At 65.7% G+C, this 23,928-nt stretch carries 15 protein-coding genes; 13 read left to right on the top strand and 2 right to left on the bottom strand.

The features are described from left to right. Positions 1 to 1,069: 1,069 nt before the first annotated feature. Both C8E99_RS00405 and C8E99_RS00400 read right to left on the bottom strand, forming a co-directional pair. On the bottom strand, positions 1,070 to 3,403 hold the full coding sequence (locus C8E99_RS00405) for a DEAD/DEAH box helicase (RefSeq protein ID WP_115930616.1): 2,334 nt from the start codon (positions 3,401 to 3,403) through the stop codon (positions 1,070 to 1,072). Beyond that, positions 3,403 to 5,349, bottom strand: coding sequence for a site-specific DNA-methyltransferase (locus tag C8E99_RS00400; RefSeq protein WP_115930615.1), 1,947 nt, complete (start codon positions 5,347 to 5,349; stop codon positions 3,403 to 3,405). The genes C8E99_RS00405 and C8E99_RS00400 overlap by 1 nt, the downstream gene beginning before the upstream one ends. Positions 5,350 to 6,120: 771 nt before the next feature. On the opposite strand from C8E99_RS00400, the gene C8E99_RS00395 reads away from it, so the two are divergent. From C8E99_RS00395 to C8E99_RS00335, 13 genes are all read left to right on the top strand, one after another. Next, on the top strand, positions 6,121 to 6,969 hold the full coding sequence (locus tag C8E99_RS00395) for an IS5 family transposase (RefSeq protein WP_115930614.1): 849 nt from the start codon (positions 6,121 to 6,123) through the stop codon (positions 6,967 to 6,969). Positions 6,970 to 7,017: 48 nt separating this feature from the next. Further along, positions 7,018 to 7,728, top strand: a complete 711-nt coding sequence (locus C8E99_RS00390) for a hypothetical protein (protein WP_147301141.1) — start codon at positions 7,018 to 7,020, stop codon at positions 7,726 to 7,728. Between the two features lie 78 nt (positions 7,729 to 7,806). Further along, complete coding sequence (locus C8E99_RS00385; protein ID WP_211308959.1) at positions 7,807 to 8,115, top strand: hypothetical protein; 309 nt, start codon at positions 7,807 to 7,809, stop codon at positions 8,113 to 8,115. 34 nt (positions 8,116 to 8,149) lie between these two features. Then, positions 8,150 to 9,187, top strand: a complete 1,038-nt coding sequence (locus C8E99_RS00380; RefSeq protein WP_115930612.1) for a TrbL/VirB6 family protein — start codon at positions 8,150 to 8,152, stop codon at positions 9,185 to 9,187. Between the two features lie 52 nt (positions 9,188 to 9,239). Then, positions 9,240 to 10,838, top strand: coding sequence for an SCO6880 family protein (locus tag C8E99_RS00375; protein ID WP_115930611.1), 1,599 nt, complete (start codon positions 9,240 to 9,242; stop codon positions 10,836 to 10,838). Then, positions 10,838 to 12,370, top strand: a complete 1,533-nt coding sequence (locus C8E99_RS00370) for a conjugal transfer protein TraC (RefSeq protein ID WP_245952002.1) — start codon at positions 10,838 to 10,840, stop codon at positions 12,368 to 12,370. The genes C8E99_RS00375 and C8E99_RS00370 overlap by 1 nt, the downstream gene beginning before the upstream one ends. Continuing rightward, positions 12,367 to 14,244: a type IV secretory system conjugative DNA transfer family protein gene (locus C8E99_RS00365; RefSeq protein WP_115930610.1), complete on the top strand. Its 1,878-nt coding sequence runs from the start codon at positions 12,367 to 12,369 to the stop codon at positions 14,242 to 14,244. The genes C8E99_RS00370 and C8E99_RS00365 overlap by 4 nt, the downstream gene beginning before the upstream one ends. 10 nt (positions 14,245 to 14,254) lie before the next feature. Beyond that, complete coding sequence (locus C8E99_RS00360; protein ID WP_115930609.1) at positions 14,255 to 14,647, top strand: hypothetical protein; 393 nt, start codon at positions 14,255 to 14,257, stop codon at positions 14,645 to 14,647. Beyond that, complete coding sequence (locus tag C8E99_RS00355; RefSeq protein WP_115930608.1) at positions 14,644 to 14,955, top strand: hypothetical protein; 312 nt, start codon at positions 14,644 to 14,646, stop codon at positions 14,953 to 14,955. The genes C8E99_RS00360 and C8E99_RS00355 overlap by 4 nt, the downstream gene beginning before the upstream one ends. 116 nt (positions 14,956 to 15,071) lie before the next feature. After that, positions 15,072 to 15,926, top strand: coding sequence for a hypothetical protein (locus tag C8E99_RS00350; RefSeq protein ID WP_115930607.1), 855 nt, complete (start codon positions 15,072 to 15,074; stop codon positions 15,924 to 15,926). 149 nt (positions 15,927 to 16,075) lie between these two features. Further along, positions 16,076 to 16,591: a single-stranded DNA-binding protein gene (locus tag C8E99_RS00345; RefSeq protein WP_170144493.1), complete on the top strand. Its 516-nt coding sequence runs from the start codon at positions 16,076 to 16,078 to the stop codon at positions 16,589 to 16,591. 163 nt (positions 16,592 to 16,754) lie between these two features. Beyond that, a complete protein-coding gene (locus tag C8E99_RS00340) occupies positions 16,755 to 17,294 on the top strand; it encodes a hypothetical protein (protein WP_115930605.1) in 540 nt (179 codons plus the stop codon). 125 nt (positions 17,295 to 17,419) lie between these two features. After that, a complete protein-coding gene (locus tag C8E99_RS00335) occupies positions 17,420 to 23,866 on the top strand; it encodes a helicase-related protein (protein ID WP_115930604.1) in 6,447 nt (2,148 codons plus the stop codon). The last annotated feature ends 62 nt before the right edge of the window (positions 23,867 to 23,928 follow it).

Raw genomic sequence — 23,928 nt, 5'->3', positions numbered from 1 at the left:
ACCACGTGCCGAAGGACGCTCGGATCGCTTGTTGAGCGAAGACCTGAACGCCATCCCCGTCCGGCTGGATCAGACTTCATTGGCGCACATTGTGGGAAGGCGTGGGAAAACGGCTGGCCCTAGGGTCGGCGAAGGCTGCTAGTCCCTCGGAGTCTAGGGAAATTAGCGACCTTCTTACGAGGTGCCCCGGTGGGACTCGAAACCTTCCGAGACTCAAGCCAGGGAGCAAGAACCGCGAAAGCTCGCGGAAGTTGACACCCCTAAATGATGCAGAATCACGGCTGTTTTACGACCAGATGTTGCCACGGGCCGGGTTCGGCTGAATATTTGCTCCACTGGGGTCCACCAGTATTGCGTGTGGGGGCCAGTGGGCCAATCTGTCGGTGGCGCGTTTCGGAGCCACCACTGGCGTGCTTGGGTGCCACCCCGCTCACGCGTGATCTGGGCACGTGCAAAGCACAAGCAGCTACGAGGGCCTGGGGCCGAAGCCGGAGGCCGACATTGCAGGGAAGAGCGCCCGGGCCCAGACGGGTCACAATAGCGGTCCCGTCTCATCCCATCTTTGACGTCGACCGCGGGGCATCGACGAATCCACGCACGCTCAGGGGACGCCGAGGGACGGCGTGCATGCTGCAGCAGTCATGGACGAGGTCATGATCTGGATCCACACCGATGGGCATGGCGTATACGAGAGCACTACCTCGATCGAGTCGCTGAGCGTTGGCGTGGGATGGTGGCTCCGACGGCAACGGTCGCTGGCTCCCACCGGCAATATCGGTGGCCCCGAAAGGCAATATTCGGCGGCTTCCAAGCCGCCAAATACTCATTCGGCTGCACTGCCCGGACGAACGGAGCAGTCATAGCCACCCCTTCACAGCGCCAGCACGCCGCTGCTTATCGTGGCTTCCTCCAGGTCTGACTCCATTGGGAGAGCCGGACTCCAATGGGGACTGTCCTGTAGCGACGTTGAACCGTCTAACCGTGAGCCCTCAGCGAAACCCCGCAACGATCAGCTCGCGATCCCGGAAGGAGCCTGGCGCACCAGTGGGTGTACTGGAAGCGGCTAAAATCAATCGATCGCCGGCGCGAGATTAGCGACAGCCGCGACTAAATCCTCCACTGCATCGAAATGAGTGACGTTGAGTTTCCCGTCGTGCCGGAGCCCCCAGAGCGTGTAGCCGTCTGGCGATGTCCGCGTACGTTCCGTGTCCCAGCGACCTCGCGAAATGAGCTTCACCTCGACCCGGGTGGTGGAGTTCTTTGGAGGCAGAACATTCAGGAGTTTGCGGCCGGCGTCGGATTCAATAAGGTGCTCACCCTTGGTCTCAAGGCAGTAGACAACATTGTCTGCCCACAGCAAGAAGTCAGGGAAGAACCACGTTGTCGCCCCCGGTGAAAGCAAAGGAATTTTGTAGCCGCTCTGCGCGGGATTTCGAGACCACGGCAACCCCAGACCGTCAAGCGCATGCGCGAAAGGCTTCTCCAACTTGTTCAAGCCATCGTAGCCAGCGTGCAGAGCATTATTGAACGGTTCCATCTCAGAAGGACGAGCCAAGATATCACCAACCTCATAGGGGTTGGGGCCTTGTTGCTTGATCTGAGCGAAATCCAGGAAGTGGTCTACGGTCTCAGCCGCAATATCGACAACATGCTTGTAACCCGTGCTACCGACACCAACTCTGGCGTCAAACCGCTGTCCGTCCGTATTGATCGTGGTCAGAGCGGGGCGAAAGCTACGAGAGACTTCTCTCCGGAAGACCCACCTCACCGAGACACTGCTGGCGTGTTGGAAGTCTGTCCATTCGGAGTCTTGCGCCTCTCCGGCGCCGACCCGTTGGGATACCGTGCGACGACTCCCTGTGGCCTGGGTGTTGGTGGTGTCGTTCGAGTAATCGTTGAGTTTGGCGACGACTGCTTCAACAGCAGGCTTTGCCTTAACAGTCGACAGTGCGACCTTGGGAACAAACTTCTGTACCTTAACGGAGTACGGGATCGGTCGTTCACGTCCGGGCGGGGTGGTAACTAATCGAACTTCGGGTGCATCACCACCAAGCCCGTCACGTACTTCATCTACGACTTCGGTGAAGACGCTGTTGCGATCAACTCGTACGTAAATGCGCGCAGCGTTCAGCCGCTCGGAGGAATAGTGAGTCACGCCCGGCTGGCGAAGTACGCGACCAACGATTTGCGTGACCTGTACGCGAGAGTTCATCGATTTGTCGACGTAGGCGAAGTAAGCCTCGGGGTCGTCCCATCCCTCCTGGAGGGCAAGGTTAAAGATGATGTGCCGGTAATTGCCCTCGCTGAAGCGTTGATAGTCACTTTCTCCGCCCGAAAACAAGTTGAAGTCCTCTGGCAGCGGGAAGTCTTTGTGCGTCTTGAGGTCGGCGTAAACGGCAATTTCCGAAGAGGGGATACCGCATTCCTCGGTCAGGTAGCGCCAGATGAGAATCGGCGGCGCCTGGCGTTGCGCCAGAGGCTGCTTCGGGTCATCAGCCATGCCATCGTCGCCGTCGACAACGTTGGTGTTACTGACGTAGATCGCCTTGGGAAGGAAAGACAGGCCTTCGTCCGCGGCATCCTGCTCGACGCCGCGCATATCTTCAAGCATCTCGGCAATGGTCTCCTGCATCGGAGAGTTGATGCCTTCCAGAGTCACTGTGGTTTTGACGAGACCTGACGACACCACAACGTCAGATGGGATTGAAGTGACGAGTTCGGAGTCGTCGAGACCGTTCTGCTTCAGTGGCTCCATGACTTCCGCGCCGAAGCGCTGAGGGAAACGCAGCGTAGCGCTAGCAAGCAGAAAAGCGGTGGGCTGGAGCTCAAGCAGCAAGTCTGTCTGTTGATCGCTGAGGTTTTGTGCCTCGTCGTAGACGATCACTAGCGGACGGAGCGCACCATCGGCCGTCCGGCGATCCTTTAGCGCCTCCCAAACCGATGTTTCGGTCGTATCTACTTCCGACCGGTAGACCTTCAGCATGCTGGACTCACGGTCACGCTGGTTGAAGGTTCCTACCGTCGCGAAGTAGACGCTTCCGCCCACCGCCTGTTCGACGTCCTCCTGACGATATTCGCTGAGCAAGCGCACCGTCGAGCTGCCCAGCAGATGGTTGTATTTGCCCCCGTCGGCCAGGTTGGCATACGACTGCGCCACGACAACCTTTCCCTTGGATAGCCACAGCACGACCGGCGCCGGGTCTAGCAGCGTAGTAATCTCGCCCACAGCTTGGGCGAGAATCGCCGTCTTGCCCGACCCCGTGATGGATGACAATGCTTGGTAGAAGGGCACCACCCGACGATTCTTGAGGCGGCCAGTGGCAACGGGATCGTCGAGGTAACTGACGAACCGATCCGCGATCTGGGAGGCGTAGGTGCGTTGGAACTGGAACAGCTCGATCATTAGGCCTCCACGAACGATTCGGTGCGGATGTCCACACCGAAGTCTTGCAAGATGCGGTCAGGAATCTGGTACCAGTGGACGTCATCAGTGACGAAGAGGTTCAGACGAGAGTAGACGTGGTACGAGGATGCCAATCCTGCACGTACTCCTTCATCCACAATCTCTTCATATACGTCCTCGGTCAGATCGTTGTCCTCCTCGGATCCGTTCCAAACGAGGTAGATGCCTTCCTCGTCGGCGTTCTTCGCAATGAGGAACCTGTATGGCTTTTCTGGCTGCGGCAGGTGGATAATCCCGCCGCGTCGGCGACTCGACCCGGTGTGAGAGGCAACAACGGTGTCGATCATCTCGTCGCGCTCCATGAGAAGAAGCGTCTCTGAATCGAGCTGCTTGGACAGTTTCGCGTACGCGAATCCGCCCCCCAGAGGCTTTCCCTTGCCAGAGGACCATTCGCCTGTGACGCACCGCTTGAGCCGGTCGGCAGTGAGCGTGCGCGCATAGCTGTCGCCCTTCTCCGGACGTCCCTGCTCGATGAGGATGAATTGCCGATCTGCGTTCTGAGCAGCATTCAGTGACAACACGGCGTGGCCAGTCGTTCCCGAGCCTGCGAAGGGATCGAGCACAGTCCCTCCAAGCGGGCACCAAATCTGGATGATCTTCTGCATTAGTTTGAGTGGCTTCACGGTCTCGAAACCGTGCCCCCTGCCAACGATGGCATTAAGTTCGTTAATGCCGGTCTGGCTGTGTCCGCTTTGTTCGTGATCCCAGGAGACAGAGCCGAGCGCCATGGGAGAATCCATATCGTCATCGGCCCAGTACGTCATGGGCACCAGACCCTTTTTGACGTTCTCTAGATAGCGCTTCAGTCGTGGCCGTCCTGCACCTTCCTTGCCCAAGAAGTAGACACTGGGCCAAGGACTGGATTTGTACACGGCCCGCGCCCTGGCCATGGCCGAGGAAAGTTCGCCCTTGATCATCAGCGCTTTCACGTGGGGGCGGACAGCTGAGGCATCGAGCCCGCACAACTGGGCTCGGACCTCCCCGTCATGGAGATCTCGCTCCTCATATTTGACGCCCCACTCTTGAAGCCAGGCGCGGATGGTTCTCCGGTCGGTTCCCCAGTGTCGACCCGATGGCGGGTAATGCACCTCGCCTGTCAACGGAGATTGAATACCGAACACCATTCCCTGATGTGACTCAGCACCAACGGCGCTGAGGTCCCCGGACGTCCACACGTGAGTGTCACCGTCGGGGGTGGTGTACCGAGCATCCATTTCTTCCGTGCGATCGAGAAGGCCGGTCCGGGCAACGCGTTCATCCTTGGCATAGACGAGCACATACTCAGTGGCCGTGCTGACATGGTCGTTGCCGCTCTTCGGCGAATATGACTTCTGCCAGTTGAGGATCGCCAAGCGGTTCTGTTCCCCGAAAATCTCATCCAGCAGCTGCCCGAGGTGGAACAGCTCTCGATGGTCGATACAGATAGCCAGCACGCCAGAGGTCTTCAGCATCGCCTTCATCATCTGAAGGCGGGGATACATGAAGCGCATCCACTTTGTGTGCTTCGCTGGGTCGTCTGAACCGACCAGCTCACCCATATCAGGGTCGTTCGGATCGTGGTCCCACTTGTCGTTGTAGCGAAAATCGTTGCCGGTGTTGTACGGCGGGTCCGTGAGGATCAGGTCGATTTGACCCTTCTCGCGGTAAAGAGAGGCAAGCGCCTGGAGGTTGTCGCCGTCGATCAGAAGGTTCCGTGAACGGTCTTGCTCATCGCCAGCACCGAGAGTCTTAATGGTCCGCACCGTACGCGGTCTTACTCTGCGACCGATCTGTCTGGCCAACAACTTGCCTGGAAAGGCAAGGTTCACTCCCGCGCCAGTTTTCTCGCGAATCATATCGATAAGCTGATCCACGCTGAGCGTGTCGAGACCTACTGTGTCGTCCATACCTTCACTTTCTTCTCGCAGGCAGGGCGCACCTAACCTCGTTTGCCCTAGGCAGGCGTCCACTCAGCGAGTAGTCGAGCGCTTCAATCCTAGTGGGCGGTGAGTTTGGAGCGTCGCTATTGGTGCTCAGGTGACTGGGAAGCTCTTACCACCAGGCGCGTTGGGCGCTGAGCGGGTTCTAAATTGAGTTGTCTATGCGTCCGCCGGACTTCCGGTAGTCGCACACCTGCCCTGGCGAGGCTAGGTGAGGGCCCGGACGCTTTTAGGCTGACCGGCATGGACCCATCCACAAGTGGGACGGCAACATAGCCGCAGGCTGGCCCACCTCGGCGGAACTGATAATCCGGCAGGTAGACGCTAAGACGGCCCGACTACAGCATGCCCGAGCAGCGGCGCCGTCGCCTGGCCCAGAGAGCCCTGCTCCGGCTGACACATCGGCTCCGCCCTGCGCCTGAAACCAAAACACTAGATCAGTCATCACACATCTGGCACCTCGGTGCACCTTTGCACGTTCCTCACTGCTCTCAACGACGGTTAAGCGTTTCGGTACGGGCATGAACGCATTGGCGCACCACGTCAAAATAAGCCCCGCTGGCGCTTCATCACCCGATACAGCTGGTGCGATGAGCTGAGCCAGACACTTAGAGATTGCGCGGATAGGCGGGTGTGACCCGGATCCTGCGGGCGGGCGTGTCGCTACGGGCCGGCACGGGCGGGGGTTCGTTTCGATGGAAGTGCGACCTATCCATTCGAGGCGAAGGACCCCGACCCGTGCCAGCACTTCCATCCTCAATCATCGAACCCCTGTGGTGCCAGTTCGAAGCACTGCTACCACCCGCTGCAGCCTTCCACCCGCTCGGATGCCACCGACCCAAGATCGATGACCGGATCGTGTTCGACAAGCTCGTCACCCGGCTCGTCCTCGGCGGGGCCTACACCAAGCACGCCGACAAGAACGTCTCGGCCACCACCCTGCGCGAGCGACGCGACGAGTGGATCCGCCACGGCGTCTTCGCCGCCCTGGAACAGGCCGTCCTACAGACCTTCGACTGGCTCATCGGCCTGGACCTTGAGCATCTGAGCGTGGATGGGTGCTGCGTCAAAGCCCCCTGCGGCGGGGACAACACCGGCCGGAATCCGATCGACCGGGGCAAGTCCGGGCAGAAACGCTCCGTGCTCTGCGAGGGCCACGGCCTGCCGATCGGCGTCGTGCTCGCCGGGGCCAACCGACACGACTCGCCGTTGCTGCGCCCGACCCTGGAGCGGTTGTCCCGGTTCGGCTTCCACCTACCCGAGACGATCCGGGTCGATCTCGATGCCGGCTACGACTCGTACGTCACCCGGGACCTACTCACTGAGCTGGGGTGCCACTGGAAAATCTCCCCGAAGGGCACCTACATCAAAATCAACCACACCCGCCGTTGGATGATCGAGCGGACCAACTCCTGGCACACTCGGGGGTTCGGACTGCTCCAGGTCGTTCTCGACCGCGGCGAGAAAGCCCAGCAGGCCTGGGCCCACCTGGCCAACGCCATCATCGTGCTCCGTCGGCTACTCAAAGAATCCTGGATCCGCCTTCGATGGGACGACCGTCCTGTCAAGCAGTACCAGTGGCGGTGACCGCCTATCCGCGCAATCTCTTAGGCCGATCGAGCATCGGGACGAACCATGCAGGGTGCGGTCTCTGACACATACCGTTGCGGAGCGGTACGAACTGTTCTCGAGAACCCGCGCTCGGAGGACACCATGCTCGAAGGTATTGACCCCTGGGGCCTGACCGGCCCGGAAGGACTGAACTCGGTCGCTGGCATCTTCATTGGGGCCGCGATCATCCTGCTGGCCATTGGCTGTGCCATCGGGTTGATTCGGTGGGTGGGTGGCAAGGCCGCTAGCTCGTCAGAGAGCTCCCGAAAGGGTCTGCACATGGTGGCCGCTGGCGTGCTCGGTGCGGTAGTGCTGGGTTCGATCGGGGGTGCGGTGCAGTGGGGATCCACAATGGGGACGTCCGCATTGATGCCCGAGGCTGCTCGCCCCGGCAAGGTCGTCGTCGACCGCCAGGCGCCCAAGACGACGTGCACCTCGCAGGCAGTGCGGAACTTCGTCGATGAATCCAACCCGCCGTCCAATGAGCAACGGTATGCGCTGGCTTCAAGGGTCATCGGCCAACCCATTGACTACCGGATCACCGATGAGGGGCAGCAACCGCAGATGCGGTCCCTGAAGTGGTACCCACCCGGCCCAAATTGTTCCAGCGAAAACCAGACGGCGGCCGACTGCACTGAGGTGGAGATCGGAATCGAGAGCAACGGGATCGGTTTCGGCGGGGTGGCCGCCACGGACGTCCGGAAGGTCACTGTCGGCGACGGGTGCGCTGCGTAGTCGCCTGAAGGTTCCTGTGCCTGCAAGGGGGCATAGGGGGGATGCCCTGTTGAGGGCCGGAGGAAAAGGAAACGAACCATGAATGCACTGACGTCTCTGTCCGTGATAGCCAGCGGCTACGACCCGGGGGTGACTCCGAATTTCAACGCCCCGTGGATGCCGACGCTGCAGAACATCGGCGGGATGGTGCTGGCCACCGCGCTGGTGCTGTTCGTCATCGCCGTGGTCGCCGGGCTGGTCGTGTGGCTGTTCGGCAAGCTCTCCGGCGGTGGCCGCGCGCAGGACACCGGTCTGAGCATCCTGCTGTGGGGCGTGGTCGCGGCCGTCGCCGTCGGATCCATCGGCGGCATCATCTCCTGGGCCACCGGCGTCCCGTTGTTCGCCTGAGCCCGCCTGACCGACACCGAGGGTAGGAGCAGCCGTGAACCTGATGGAACCGATGCAGGCGTTCCTGCGTGATGGCATCTTGGGGTTCGCCACGGCGGCGTGGGCCTTCATCCGGGACTCGTTCTCGGCCGGGTCGATGAGCCCGGAGTGGTGGATGACCATCGTCGGGGGCACCGTCGTGGTGAACGTGGACGGTCAGACGGCCACCACGATCGAGCACCCCGGGATGCTCAACGTGATGGTGCTGGCCATGATCCCCTTCCTGCTGATCTTCGTGGCCGTGCAGGTGACCTGGTCTCTGTTCCGGTCCTCCACGGCCGGAGTGATCCGGGCACTGACAGTCGCGGTGGTGTCCGTGCCGGCGGTGTACGTGGTCGCCGGGCTAATGTTCGTGGTGCTGGGTGCGGTGGACCAGATGAGTCTGTGGATCCTGCAGGCCGGGGAGGCCGGCGGGGAGGAAGCCGCTTTGGGGGCCATCCTGCACCTGTTCGGCCTGACCTACGATCCGGCCACCGGTGAAGTGTTGATGGATGAGAATTACTCCCAGTGGCAGATGGCCACCAACACCGACAATCCGGGCATGGCCATCGTCCCGTTCATCGTCGGGCTGATCATCGTCGGAGTCTGCTTGCTGCTGATGCTGATGATGATCTTCCGTTTGGTGGCCATCGTGGTGTTGACCGCGATGATGCCTGCCGCTGTGTTCTCCCTGAGCCTGGAACCGGCCAAGGCGGTGTTCTCCCGGTGGCTGTCGGTGGTCTTCGCGTTGATCCTGGCCAAACCGGCGGCAGCACTGGTGGTGAAGATCGGCATGGTGGCTGCCTCGATCGGCACCGACTGGGTCCAGCTGGCGGCCGGAATCGTGCTGATCGTGATGGGCGCAGCCATGCCCCTCATGATGCTCACGATGGTCTCCTTCCTCACCGGAGGGGCCTCTGACTCCATGGAGCGTTCCGCGGTGTCCAGCGGCAACAACATGATGCGCCAGTCCACGAACGTGGTCCGTGGCGGGGCCCGCAAGGCCGGACAGCTCACCCGTCCAGCACGCTCCATGGCCCGCGTCGGCCGGTAGAGATCCACCTGCACCAGAGACCGCGAATCTGCGAAAGAAGGACAACGTAGCCATGGCCGAACAGACACTCGAACAGCAACTGGACTCCCCGTGGGATGGGGCACGCTTCGCCCGGGAACGCACCACCGGGGTGCTGCTGGGACTGAACTGGTACCAGGTCATCACCCTCGGGGCGGCCCTGGGGTTGATGTTGATCCTGGTGTTCGCTGGCGGGTTTCCCCGCGGATTCTTCACCGCCCTGGTGATCGGTACGGCGGCCGCCGGGATCGTCGTGCCCAAAGTCATGGGCCGGCCCCTGATCGGCTGGGTGGGACTGTGGCTGCGATACCTGTTGCGCGGAGCCCGGAACCAGCTGACCTTCGTGCGGCGCGAGGGCACCGACGACGAGGACCCGGATGAGCCGGCATCCCCTATATTGATGTCCGGGGACGCGTGCACTGCTCGGGACGAGGCGGGTCGGATCAAACCCGGGGCCGGGGCACGGTTCCGGCTGCCCGGTGAGGCCAACGAGCTAAGGGTGTACGTCCTGCCCGGTGGGGCCGGATTCGTCTACGATCCTCGTCGGGGTGAGGGCATCGTGTGCGCCAAGATCAACACCTCCAAGGCCTTCTCCTTGGAGTCCTTCGACGCCCAGGAGGAGCGGACCGCGCACTGGAGCGAGGCCATCTCGGCCATCGCCCGGATGCCCGGGGTGGTGCGGGTCCAGCACACAGACCAGTCCACCCTGATTTCCGGGTCCAAGGTGATGGAGTACTACAACCACAAGAGCGCGGCGGCCACCGCTGCCGGCGGGGCCAGCGCAGAGCAGATCAACCCCTTCCTCCACGCGGCCTTCGTGGAGCTGATGGCCGAGGCCCAGGACATGCCGGTACACGAGACGTGGCTGACGCTCGTGTTCTCCCGCGACAAGATCGCCAAGCGGATCAAGTCCCTCGGTGGCGGCCTACCCGGGTTCATGCAGGTGGCCCTGTCGGCGATGACGACCATCGAGGGCACCCTGCCGACCTCCGGGACCATCGTGCAGGCCTGGCACTCCCCCCGGTCGCTGGCCGCCCTGGTCCGCTCTGCCTTCGATCCCGATGCCTCGGTCGTCATCTCCGAACGCTCCGGAGACTGGGTCGGGGTCGCCCCGGGCTCGGCCGGGCCGATGGCGATGGAGGTCTTCGCCGATCATGTGCGCACCGACGGGTACCTGCATCGCACCTACAAGGTCTCGGAGTTCCCACAGTCTCAGGCCGGGCTCGGGTTTCTGGAGCCGCTGATCTTCGCGGGAGATTTCCGGCACACCGTTTCGGTGGTGTGGTCACCGCGTGACGTGCGCAAGGCCCTGAATCAGGTCCAGCGGCGTAAGGCCGATTGGCGGACCACGACCCGACTGATGGACAAATTGGACCGGCCTCACACCCTGGAGCATGACCGGGAGCTGGAGGACATCGACCGGGAGGAGGCCGAACTGGTCAGCGGTCACGCCCGACTGGACCTGGCGGTGCTGATCACCGTCACCGGTGCCGATGAAATGGAGCTGGAGGCCAACTGCTCCGATGTGCTGTCCCGGGCGGTCAAGGCCAGTTGCGAGCTGCGAGTGGCGTATCTGGAACAGGACGCTGCGATGCTCGCCGCGGCGCTGCCCTTCGGAATGGTGGAGATGTGATGCCCCGGACGAGCAAGAACCGGCAGGAGGTCGAGGTCTTTGACTTCTATGAGGCCAACCGGGCCTCGAAGCGGTCCTCCATCAGCTCCACCCGGCAGATCCTCAAGGACCTGAAAGCCGCGCAGAAGAACGATACCGAGACCACCGGTGACTTCCCTCGGCGGTGCTGGGGGCGCGGTGGTCAACGCCGCCGGCGGTCCCTGCACGGCACTGCCACACTGCGCCTGCAGGGGGTGCCGACGACCGCGCACACCGGGGCCACCGCTTACCCGTATGTGGCCGGAACCTCATTGGGGGCCGATGGTATGTACGTGGGCCGGGATCTGAACGGCGGTGGCTCGTTCTGCTTCGACCCGTGGCGGTTGTATGAGCGCGGGGTCATCTCCGGGATGTCGATGATGCTGTTCGGGCAGATCGGCACTGGAAAGTCCTCACTGGCGAAGTCACTGTCGGTGCGTCTGGTCCAGGCCGGGCGCAAGCTCTCGGTGGCCTCGGACAAGAAGGGTGAGTGGACCCGCGTCGTGCATGCCGTGGGCGGGTCGGTGATCCAGGTCGGGCCGGGCATGGGCACCCGACTCAACCCGCTGGACCCGGGCACCCGGCCACCGGTGAACGCCCAGGGCGAGCCACTGACGGATGAGGGGTGGGCGCTGATGGTCCGCACCCGGCGCATGGCCATCCTCATCACCCTGGTGAGGATCCTCACCAACCGGGACCTGTCCCCGGCCGAACACCACGTGGTCTCCCTGGCCCTGGACGCCGGAGTGCACACCGCCAGGGAGCGGGGTGGGGTCGTGGTGATCCCCGACGTGATCGAGGCCCTGGAAGCCGACAAAACGCACCCGGACCGGCTGGTGGCCGAGGCATCCTCGGTGATGGCGATGACCCTGCACCGGATGACCAGCGGTGACCTGGCGGGCATGTTCGACGGGGAAACCACCGCGCACTTCGCCGCCAACGCCCCGGCTACCTCGATCGACACCTCCGCCCTGCAGGGTGCCAGCCCGGAGGCGATCCGGGTGGTCAACGCCTGTTCCGGGGCCTGGACCGAGGCCATGGTCACCACTTCTGACGGTGGCCAGCGGATCGTGGTCTATGAGGAAGGCTGGGACAACATCTCCTCCGAGGCCGATCTGCGTCGGATGGTCGAGTCCTGGAAGCTGGCCCGGGCCTACGGCATCTTCAACGTGCTGATCCTGCACAAGGTCTCTGATCTGAACATGGCCGGGGACGCCGGATCGAAGATGGCCGCGATGGCCAAGTCCTTATTGGCCGACGCCGATGTGAAGGTGATCTACCGCCAGGACGAATCCGCGTTGAGACTCACCCGGGAGGAGATGGACCTCTCCGACCGGGAACGCTCCCTGCTCAAGCATCTGGATGAGGGGGTGGGCCTGTGGCGGTTGGGTGGGTCCAGTTTCCAGGTGAAGAACGACCTCACCCGGGTCGAACGCGAACTGTTCAACACCGATCAGCGGCTGGTCACCGTAGCGAAGACCGCCACGACCGCTCCGAAGGAGGCACGGGCATGAGCTGGACCGCCGAGAACCGCCAGTCCACTGCAGGTTCGAGCAACGCCTGGCCGGTGGCCCTGCTGGGGGTGGTCGCCCTGTACGGCGCCTACGTGCTCATTGGGGTGCTCACCAACCGGGCCGTGTGCGGGACCTTGGCGTGGCCGGCCACGATCGTGGACCCGCTGGGCTTCGTGGCCACCGGGGACGGGACCACCTTCGGTTCTGTGGCTGGCTGTGCGGCCGAGACCGGAACGCTCATCGCCGCCTACATCGGGCTGGGGCTGACCGTGGCCGTGTCGATCGGGGCCGGGGCGTATGCGTGGATGCGCTACCGGCAGTCCGATAGGGCCTTCATCCGCTCCATCCGTTGGCGTGAGGGCATGGCCCGCGGCCCGGAGATCCGCCGGACGGTCGGCGCAGGAGCAGCACGAAAGAAGGCCACCAAGGTCCGCCCGTCGATCAAGCACCCGAAGCCGGCCGATGCCGCCCTGCTGTTGGGCTCGGCCGAGGGTTCGCCGGTGTGGAGCTGCCTGGAGGAATCGGTGGTGCTGATCGGCCCGCCCCGTTCGGGGAAGGGCCTGCACCTGCTCATCGGGGCCATCCTGGATGCCCCCGGCCCGGTGATCACCACCAGCTCGAGGGCCGACAACCTCGCCGCCACCGCCAGCCTCCGCGCCGCCAAGGGGCCGGTGGCCCTGTTCGACCCCCAGGGACTCACTGGCCAGCCGACCACCTTAAAGTGGTCCCCGATCACCGGCTGCGAGGTCCCCCGGGTCGCCAACCAGCGCGCCACCTCCCTGATCAGCTCGTCTGGACTGGGGGCGTCCTCGACGAACGCGGAGTGGCAGGCCCCAGCGGTGACCATCATGGAATGCCTGCTCCACGCCGCCGCCCTCGGGGCCCGCACCGTGGATGATCTGATGCGCTGGGGCAACAACCCGGCCGAGGCCAAGGAGGCCGTCAAGATCCTGGCCGAGCACCCGGCGTCGGCCTCGAACTGGAACCTGGTGCTCCAGGGCATCATCGACGGCGAACCCAAGCTGTTGCAGAACAAGTGGTTCGGCGTGGAGGGCGCGGTCAAGGGGTTGTCGGTGCCCGAGGTCCGCGAGGTCCTCAAACCCACCCAGGTCGAAGAGACCCTGGACATCGACAAATTCCTGTCCCAGAACGGAACGCTCTACATTGTGGGCACCAAGACCGGCGGGTCCTCCGCCGGACCGTTTCTGATCGCGATGATGGATGCCATCACCGAACGCGCCCGCGAGATCGCCGCCAAGTCGCCGGGCAACCGGCTGGATCCGCCGTTGACCCTGGTGCTGGACGAGATCGCGAATATCGCCGGGGCCTGGCCCGGGCTGACCCAGATCATGGCCGATGGCGGTGGAGTGGGCATCAGCGCGTTCGCCGTGTTCCAGTCCCTGGCCCAGGCCCGCAACGAGTGGGGCGAACAACCGGCCACCGCCCTGTTCGACGCGGCCACCGTGAAGATCCAGCTCGGCGGGGCCTCCAACGTGACCGACCTGGAGCTGTTCTCCCGGCTGGCCGGTCAACGCCAGATCACCCGGACCTCGACCTCTCACGGGAAGGACTCGTCCTCGACCTCGGAGCAGCTGCACGACACTGAGGTGCTCACCGTCTCCGAGCTGCGTCGGTTGCCCTTCGGCTGGGGGTTGCTGTTGAACCGCAACGGTCGGCCCATCCTGATGCGGATGACCAAGTGGCCCGACCGCAAGGACGCCCAGCAGATCGCCACCGCCTTCAAGGCCTACAACGCCGAGTTGGCCGCCGAGCTCACCAGCGGGGCCGAGATACTGTCCTCCACCCCGACCCGTGCCGACACTGCCGAGGGCGGGCACGTCAGAGACTGGACCGCTTCCGTGCCGGTGCGATGAGGACCGGCCCATGGCACGATTCTCCCTCACCCGCACCGGTTCGGCGGACTATCGCGACTACCTGCGCTCCCCCCAATGGGGATTCCGGCGGGTGCGCTGGTTCCGCGACGCCAGGAGCCGGGGCTGCGAGCCAGCCTGCCCAGTCTGCCAGCTCACCCTGACCGAGGCAGGCACCCTGGACCTGCACCACCTGCGCTACGACGGCGTCCAGCGCGAGACATCCACGGGGGCCTGGAAGGCGCAGGAGAAAGATGAGGACCTGATGCCGATGTGCCGGGCCCACCATGAACAGCTGCACGCTTTCTTGGATGCGCGTAAGGAGTACTTGGGCTGGGACCGACGCCGTGCCACCGTGCTTATCGTTGTGAGGATGATCCGCCGTTACAGAAAGAAGACCACATGACCACCAGTGATCCCGTCCCCGGCGCCACCGAGCCGCTGAACTGCGAACTGTGCCAGCGGGTCTCCGTGCTCCAGTTCCACACCACCGGCACCGACCTGGTAGACCGGGCCGCATGCCGCCGCGCCGACGGGGAGGGGATGTGGTTGTGCTCGATCTGCGAGGAAGCCGTCCACCGGTGGATGGCCGAACACCCGGGCGAGGGCTCCGCCCGGGCCGCGGTGGACGAAATGGTCCAACGGCTGCTGGGCCTCATCGACGGCCCACCCCGGAAGTACCGCCGCCAACGCCGCCCCGACACCACCACCTGATCCGCCACTGATCCACTCTCCAGCGATATACACCGCTGCGCTCCGGCTCCGAACTGTCTCCGAGCAGGCCATAGGCCCTGCCGGATCAGACAGCAGCGATGAGGAGGGCGACACCGGTGACAGGCAACCCGTGGGTGGACGACGAAGACGACGACACCTGGCTGAACCACCAGATCCCCGGCCCCGAGCAGACCGACGGTACGGCAGCGGCTTCACCGTTGCCCTACCTGGACCCGGAGGTGGAGGCGGCCCTGGCCGCCGAGGGGCCTCCGGAGTGGTTGGGCACCCGGTGGCGCCAGATTGAACCCGCACAGCAGTGGGACGCGTGGAACGGACTGCGCCGATGGGTGGACTGGTTCATCCGCGAGTACCGGCTGACCACCTCCGATGTCCCGGCGTGCTGGTACCACCACCCGGATGTGACCGCCGAACTGTACGCGGCGATGTGCATGGAATACAAGGTCTTCGAGGAGCAGGCCCCCGGGCTGGCCCCGATGATGATGTGGCACCCCAACGTGGCTCAGATGCGAATGCGGCTCAAGGAGATGACCCACGAGGCCGGCTGCGTCCAGAACGGCCGGCACAAGGAACCGGTCGCGTATTCCGGCACCGTGGGCGCCTACGAGCTGGACTACGACGAGGACGGCTGGATCACCGCGGCCTCCACGATCCGCACCGAGAAGGTCGTCGACCGCCCCGGCCAGGGCGTGAAGTACGTGCGCGCTCTGGCCGTGGATACCGACGGCGTCGAGCACGGGGCCTCCGACCCGTTGGGCCTGCGCGCCCGGTCCGTGGCCGAGGTCGGTTCAGTGCGCCTGGCCTACACCTCCGCGACCCCTGGCCAGGCCGGGGTCGCGGTGAACATCATCGGCGGCCCCGAGGACCTGACCGTGGTGTGGGAGGAATCCCCCGATGGAACCACGTGGGCCGACATCGACCCGGATCAGAACCCCGAAGACACCGACCACTGACACCCACGTCACGGGGCATGTATGTCGACGCTCACCTGAGCAGACAACCAGAGAACTGGTGGCAGGACGTCGGAACCGGGCCGACGTCGAGCAAGCACAGATGACCAGCAGCACCAATCGAGCAGGGAAGCGGGCAAGTCATGGAGAGCGTGGGCAAGAAGACGGTGCAGGGCAACCTGACGGGTGACCCCCGGCAGGTACAGACCAAGGCCGGCCAGGACTTGGTCGTGTTCAAGATGGCGGAGAACCACCGCCGGTTCAACGAGGATTCCCGCAAGTGGGAGGACACGGACCCGACATTCTACGACGTGGCCGTGGACCGGCCCCGGTTCGGAGAGAACGTCCTGGCCTCGCTGCACAAGGGTGACCGGGTGACCGTTTCCGGAAACTATCAGGTGGGTGCCTACTCCACGAGTACCGGCGAACCAGGACTGAACCATCGCATCTGGGCTGAGGATGTGGCCGCGTCGATGCAGTACAACCCCGTCACGGTGCTCCCCCGCAACCACCACCGGAAGGGGGCGTCCCTTACCCAGTCCCCTGGCCAGGCCGTGGACCAGGGGGTGCAGCCCTCCGAGGTGACACAGGAGTCGTTCACGAGCTGGACGGCCCAGAACCCGGTCAAGGTACCGGGCGCACAGCAGGGGGCCGGGGTTTCCCGGTAGCCGGACCGTTCACTCACCGTCGCTCGACGGCCGGGGGCTTGACCGCTTACCGGCCGTCGTGCAGTTATGTCAGACAGGAGTCCTAGCGTGGCGAAGCGAAGCAAACAGGTGGCCGGTCAGATCTCCGTGTTGGACCTGCTGGCCGAAATGGAAGGAACCGAGGATGCAGAACGGGACAGTGCAGAACGCGATGAAGACGCAGGACAGGATGCGGGACGGGACGATGCCGGATCCAATCGAGGACCCGACACCGGAGCGAGCCAGCCGGTTCCTGGCCGGGGAGCAAGCCCGGTGGGAGACGGACCAGTCGGTGTGGCAGCACCCGCACGAGACGACACCATACGGTCCGTCCCTGGTAGAGACGTTCGAGGCGGCGCACCCGGACGGGGAGGTGACGGTGATCGACCTGATGCTGGGCCTGGACCAGTACCAGGGCGCCAGCCAGGACTTCGAGGATCACCTGATCGGGATCGTGCAGTCCCGGGCGATGCAGCTGGCCCGGGACCGGGTGGAACCGGTCGAGGCGGAGAAACTGCTCCGGCTGCCGCAGCGGGCCCAGCTACGGGTGTTCGAGAAGTTGACGGTGCTGGCGGAGCAGGTGTTCGACTGGATGCGGTCCCAGGGGATGGACCCGGTACCGGGGGCGGCCAGCCTGCCGCCGCTGGTGACCGAAGCGGACCGGAAGCGGGCCGCACAGGACTGACCGGGTCCCCGGTCGATTGGACCGGGGGCACCCAGCGCCCGACCACCGCGACCCGCCGGTTCCTAGCCAACGCGGCGGCCCTGCAGACCCTGGCCGAGGTCGAGGACGCCGGACGGTACGCCACCATGCAGGACCAGGACGAGCTCTCCCGGTGGTCCAGTTGGGGAGCGCTGCCGGAGGTCTTCGACGACACCGCCGAGACCATCTCAGCCGAGGACCGGGCCATGGTGCGCGAGTTGCTGGGCCCGGAGGGATGGGAGCAGGCCAAGGCCACCACCCTGAACGCCCACTACACCGACCCCGCCCACGCCCAAGCCATCTGGGGGGCACTGTCCCGGGCCGGGTTCACCGGGGGCCGGGTGCTGGAGCCGGGGTGCGGGTCCGGGGAGTTCATCGGCCAGGCCCCTGCCGGCACTGACATGGTCGGGGTGGAGCTGGATGCCACGACGGCGCGCATCGCCGCCCACCTTCATCCCTCCCACGAGGTCCACGCGGCCGGGTTCGAGCAGGTCCGCCTGGGTGAGGACAGTTTCCACGCCGTGGTCGGCAACGTCCCCTTCGGCTCGTTCCCGGTGGCCGATGCCCGGTACAACGGGCAGAACCTGTCGATCCACAACTACTTCATCGCCAAGTCCCTGCGGCTCACCGCCCCAGGCGGGTATGTGGCGGTGATGACCTCCACCTGGACGATGGACGCCCAGCGGGCCTCGGCCCGCCGCGAGTTCGCCCGCTACGCCGACCTGGTCGGCGCAGTCCGGCTGCCCAACGGGGCCATGCAGGACAGTGCCGGCACGGACGTGAAGACCGATGTACTGATCTTCCGGCGCCGCGAACCCGGGGCCACGATCGACCAGGACGCGGTCGCCGCCTGGGTGGAGCCCGCGGTGATAGAGGCTCCCGACCGCGACGGGGAGGTCCACCAGGTGCCCGCCTCTGCGTACTTCCGGGACCACCCGGAGAACGTGCTCGGTACCCTGCGCGCCGCATCGGACCCGTGGGGCGGGATGTCCTACCGCGTGGACCCACCCACCGGGGACCTCTCCGCGCTGCTTGCGGAGCGGTTGGGTGCGGTGGTCGATGAGGCCGCCGCCCACGGCCTGGGCTACTCCCCCGACCCGCGACCCGTCGAGCACGCCCCGGGGTTGCACTTCCCGCCGGTGGCCGAGGCCGCCGTGGGCCACGTCCGCTTCGACCCGGCCACGCAGGGCTTCGTCCGGTACGGGGCGCAACTGGAGTGGGCCCCGGTTAAGGTCACCCGCGCTCGGGCCGTGGAGGCCCGCGCCCTGCTGGTGCTGCGCGACCAAGCGGTTCAGGTCATGCGCACCCAGTCCGAGGGACAGGGCCAAGAGGCCGCCGAGGCCGCGCGGGAGAAGTTACGGTCGGGCTGGCAGCAGTACATGAACGCCTATGGGCCGATCAACCGATCCGAGGACATCTGGAAGACACCGAGTGCGGCCGAACTGCGCCAACGGGTGAAAGAACTCGAAGCCGAGTGGCGGGCCACCTTGCCCGAGGACGGGGAGATGGACCGCTCCGAGGTCCCCATTCCGGATGAGCTGGCCGCCGAATGGCAGGAGCAGGCCACGGAAAAGACCCTGACCGCCCGGCGCCAGCCGCACCTGGAGTTTTTGGCCGGGGACCCGAAGCTGGGTCTGCTGCGCGCCTGCGAGGTGTTCGACGAGCAGGAGCAGACCGCCGAGCCGGCCGCCCTGCTGACCCGAGACGTCATCGAGTACCGGCCCCGGCCCGAGCGGGCCGAGTCCGTTCAGGACGCCATCGCGATCAGCCTGGACGAGACCCGCACCGTGGACGTGGACCGGGTGGCCGGGCTGCTCGGGGTGGACGCCGACGAGGCCGAAGCCCAGATGGCCGGGCACGTGTTCACCGATCCCGAGTCCGGGGTGCTGACCCCGAAGGTCGCCTACCTGTCCGGCAACGTCCGCGCCAAGCTCGCCGCCGCCCAAGTAGCTGTGGCGAACGGCGGGGAGTACGCGGTGAACGTGGCCGCGTTGGAGGCGGTGTTGCCGGCGGACGTGGACATCCGCGACGTCGTGGTCAACCCCGGCGTGCACTGGGTCCCGCAGGGCATCTACGAGGACTTCGTCCGGGACACCTTCGAGGTCGCCACCGAGGTCAAGTTCAACCCGGCCGTCGAGGCCTGGGAGATCTCCTCTCCCAAGGGCGGGTTCTCGCCTGGCGTGCGCTATCAGTGGGGCACGAACAAGCGCACCCCGGCCGCCCTGCTGGCCGCGACCATGAACTATAAGTCCGTGGTGGTCCGGGAGAAGGACGCCGACGGGACCTACCGCAAGGACGAGGCCGCGACCACCGCCGCGAGGGAGAAGGTCGAGGCCCTCCGGGAGCGGTTCAACAACTGGGTCACCGAGGACCCGACCCGCGCGGCCCGACTGCAGGGGTTGTACAACGAGGCGTTCAACTCGCTGGTCGCCCCGGACTACGACCAGATGGGCCAGCGGCTGGAACTGCCCGGGCTGGAGGCCGAACGCACCCCGTACACCTACCAGCGCTCGGCCGTGGCCCGGGCCGTGAACGAACCGGCCGTGCTGCTGGACCACGTGGTCGGGGCCGGCAAGACCGGCACCATGGTCATGGCCGCCATGGAGCTACGCCGCACCGGCATCGCCCACCGCCCCGCCATGGTCGTGCCGAACCACCTGGTGGAGCAGATCAACCGCGAGTTCGTCGAGTGGTACCCGGACGCCAACGTGCTCGCGGTGCCGACCGGGCTGAACCCGTCCCAGCGCCGGGACTGGATGGCGATGGCCGCCGCCGGGGACTGGGACGCGATCATCATGCCCCAGACCGTGTTCGAACGCGTCGAGATCGACCCGGCCAAACGCGCCGAATGGCTGAAAGAACAACTCACCGAACTGGACGAGCTGATCAGGGACTCCGAGGCGGGGATGTCGGTCAAACGGGTCGAGGCCGCCAAGAAGCGTGTCCAGGCCGCCTACGACAAGGCCACCCGGATCACCGACCCGGGCATCACCTTCGAGGAGACCGGCATCGACTACCTGTTCGTGGACGAAGCCCACCACTACAAGAACCTCGCCCGCTCCTCCGATCTGGGCGAGCTGGCCTGCCAGGGCTCGAACCGGGCCACCGACCTGGACTTCAAGCTCCGCGCCCTACGCGAACGCAAGATGCTCTCCGCGCAGCGCGCCGGGGTGGCCACGTCCACGTATCTGCCGGCGGTGGCGACCTTCGCCACCGGCACCCCGGTGTCCAACTCCATGTCGGAGATGTGGGTGATGCAGCACTACCTGCGCCCCGACCTCCTCGAGGCGGCCTCCGTGGACACGGTCACCGCCTGGGGTCAGCAGTTCACGAAGTCCCAGACGACGTTGAAGCCGAAGATGACCGGGGACGGCTTCGACCAGGTCACTAAGATCGGCCGGTACGTGAACATGCCCGAGCTCACGGGCCTGAACCGGACCTTCACCGACACCGTGCAGCGCGACCAGCTGGAGGCCACCCTGCCCACCGTGCTCGGTGGCGACCGGATCCTGCTGCGCCGCGAACCCTCCGACCAGGTCCGCGAGTACATCACCGACCTCGCCGACCGGATCGACCAGCTCTCCGGGTTCCCCGAAGCCGGGGCGGACAACATGCTCAAGATCATGGGCGACGGCAGGAAGGTCGCCCTCGACGGCCGCCTCGTCGGCCTGGACCCCGACTCCGACGGCGGCCGCGCCGTCGCCGTGGCCGAACAGGTCATGGAGGTCCACGAACGCACCGGCGACCACCAGTACACGACCGGCACCGGGGAGGTCTCCGAGGTGACTGGCGGGTTGCAGATCGTGTTCTGCGACCAGTCCACCCCGCGGGAGGACCAGTGGAACATCTATCATGAGCTGCGCGACCAGCTCGTGGCCCGCGGCATGGCCCCGGAGCGGATCGCGTTCATCCACGACGCCGCCACCGACGAGGCCCGCCAGGAGATGTTCACCCAGGCCCGGGACGGCCAACTCTCGGTGATCATCGGGTCCACGGCGAAGATGGGCACCGGCACGAACATCCAGCGCCGGGCCATCGCCCTGCACCACGTGGACTGCCCCTGGCGGCCGGCCGACCTGGAACAGCGCGAGGGCCGGATCATCCGGCAGGGCAACCAGAACGCTCAGGTGGAGATCTACTCCTACGCCACGGAGCAGACCTTCGACGTGGCCAGCTGGGACATGATCGCCCGCAAGGCGCGCTTCATCGGCCAGATGAAACGCGGCGAGACGGCCGGCCGGGAGGTTGAGGACGCGGTGGCGGACCTGGAGTTCAGTGCTTCCAAGGCCGCCGCCGAACTCTCCGGCGACCCGAGGATCGAGCAGCTGGCGACCCTGCAGATGCGCATCGAACAGCTCACCAGCCTTCAGGCCTCCTGGCGGGGCCAACGCTCCGCGACCCGGGCCGAGCTGCGCATGAACCAGACCCGCGTCCAGCACCTGGGGCAGATGCTCCCGCGGCTGGAGGCCGTCACCGAGGCCGTCACCTCCACCGAGGCGGACCGCTTCCGGTTCACCCGCCCCGACGGAACGGGCACCTCCGAGCGGATGGCCGCCGGGCAGGTCATCGCCGCCGCGCTGCGCCGTGAGGCGATTCGCACCGACCGCCTGGACTTCCTCGACGCCACCGACCCCGAACCGCTCGGCACCCTCGGCGGGGTGGCCCTCGGCGTGATGCGCTCAGGGAACACCGTGCAGCTGGTCCCGATGAGCCTGCCCTCGGTGCACAAATCCTGGCCGGTCCCCAAACTCACCGGCGAGGACATGGGACCGAGGTCCGCTATCCAGTCCGCCGAGGCCTTCGTCGCCGGCCTGGGCGGGGAACTCACCCGCCGCCGGGCCGAACTGACCAAGCTCACCGAGAACATCCCCGCCGTGGAACAGGCACTCACCCAGCCCTTCGAGCACGCCGATGAACTCGAGAACCTCAAACGCGAGGCCGCCGAGCTGGCCGAAGACATGGCCCCCACCACCGACGGGACCGACGAGACCCCGGTCGAGCTCACCGGCCAGCAGCTGGCCAAGCTGGGCGACCTGGAACGCACCGACCACCGCGAGGGCGATGTGTGGAACGTCGGCAAGGCCTACTGGCGAGTCGGGATCCACACGGACGAGGACTCCGAGCGTACCCACGCGGTGTGCTGGCCGGCCGAAGAGGACCGGCCCACGGGCCTGACCACGGCGACCCCGGCGTTCTCCGTGCTGCGCTCGGGCACGCTGATCGCCCGGATGTCCGACCAACTGGGGCCCGTGGAGAAGGAGATGCTGGAGCTGGACACCACCCGGCACCGGCGGGTGGACCACCTCTGGCAGGTCCCCAGTCAGGCCGGGGTCCGGGTCCGCGTGCAGGACCGGGACGGGGGAATCGTCGAGGGCACCATGGCCGATCGACAGTACCTCCAAACGGACTCCGGGGAACGGATCCGGGTCCACGACCTGGAGACCGGACCGGGCATCATCCTGGTGGATGCCACCAGCCCTGAGAAGATCGCCGCCGAACAGGCCGCCGCGGCCGCCAAGGCCAAGCAGCGCACCGCCCACGACTTCCTGCCCGGCGAGATCCTGGGCGAGGACATCGAGCACTTCGGCTACGCCGGAGACGTCGTCCGCATGGAAACCTCCGGCTACGGCAGCTACCGCCCCGTGGCCCTCAGCCCCGACACCGGACGCATCCGCGAGTCCACCCCCTGGCGCGTCGAATCCCGCGAATGGAAGACCACTCCCCCACTGCGGCTCACCGAGGACCAGAAGACTCAGCTGTACGGCGCGGCCCGGTTCACGGTGACCATCGAGGACCTACGCCCCGGAGACGTCGTGGCCGCCACCGACATCGACAACCACGCACAAACCCGCGAACCCGTCGCCATCACCGGCATCAGCGGCGACACCACCCTCAACCTGAGGTACCGCAACGAGAACGTCACCGGGGAGGGAAAGAAACGCTCCGAGTCCGAGGTCACCGTCCTGGACCGCACCCACGGGGCCCTGACCGGCCACGAACTCCTGACCCTCGCCCGCCCCGAGGCGGACCTGCCGCCCCGAATGGGGCTGCGGGACCTGGCCCAACAGGAACCGACTGGCCAACACGTCCTGCTCGACCTGCCCAGCAAGGGCGAGCTGGCCGGCGGACTCATCCCCGGGCGACTGGCCGGGGTGGAGCAGGAGCACAAGACCGGGGCCATGGGACGACGGATCACCGTCAACCAACTCGTGGTCGACACCGCCGCCGGGGACACCCTGCGCATCCCCGCCCACAGCGGCGGGCACGCCACCGTGGTGGATCAACCGGTCGCGCTCACCGCGTTGCGGCTGGCCTCGGTCCCCGAGGCCACACCCGAGACCCCAGCGACGACGACGATCCCGGCCGGGACCACCGTCACCGGCGACGTCTACCACCGCGCCACGGCCCCCTCCCCAGGTGCCGAACCCGCGCCAACGTCGGAGGCCACCGCGTCCGCGGGACAGTCACCGGCAGCACCGCAGCTGGACCCGGCCCTGGCCTACCAACTGCACGCCAGCCCGGTCCCCGTCGGCCACACACGAGGCCTCGCATAAGTCATCCAGCGGTCACCGGTGGCGGCGGGCGGCCGATGAGCCGGAAAGCGTCCCCAACCGAG

The organism is Citricoccus muralis, from assembly GCF_003386075.1.
GTDB classification, from domain to species: Bacteria; Actinomycetota; Actinomycetes; order Actinomycetales; family Micrococcaceae; genus Citricoccus; species Citricoccus muralis.
The sequence above is the reverse complement of the archived record's forward strand: the minus strand, read 5'-3'. Positions and strand labels throughout refer to the sequence as shown.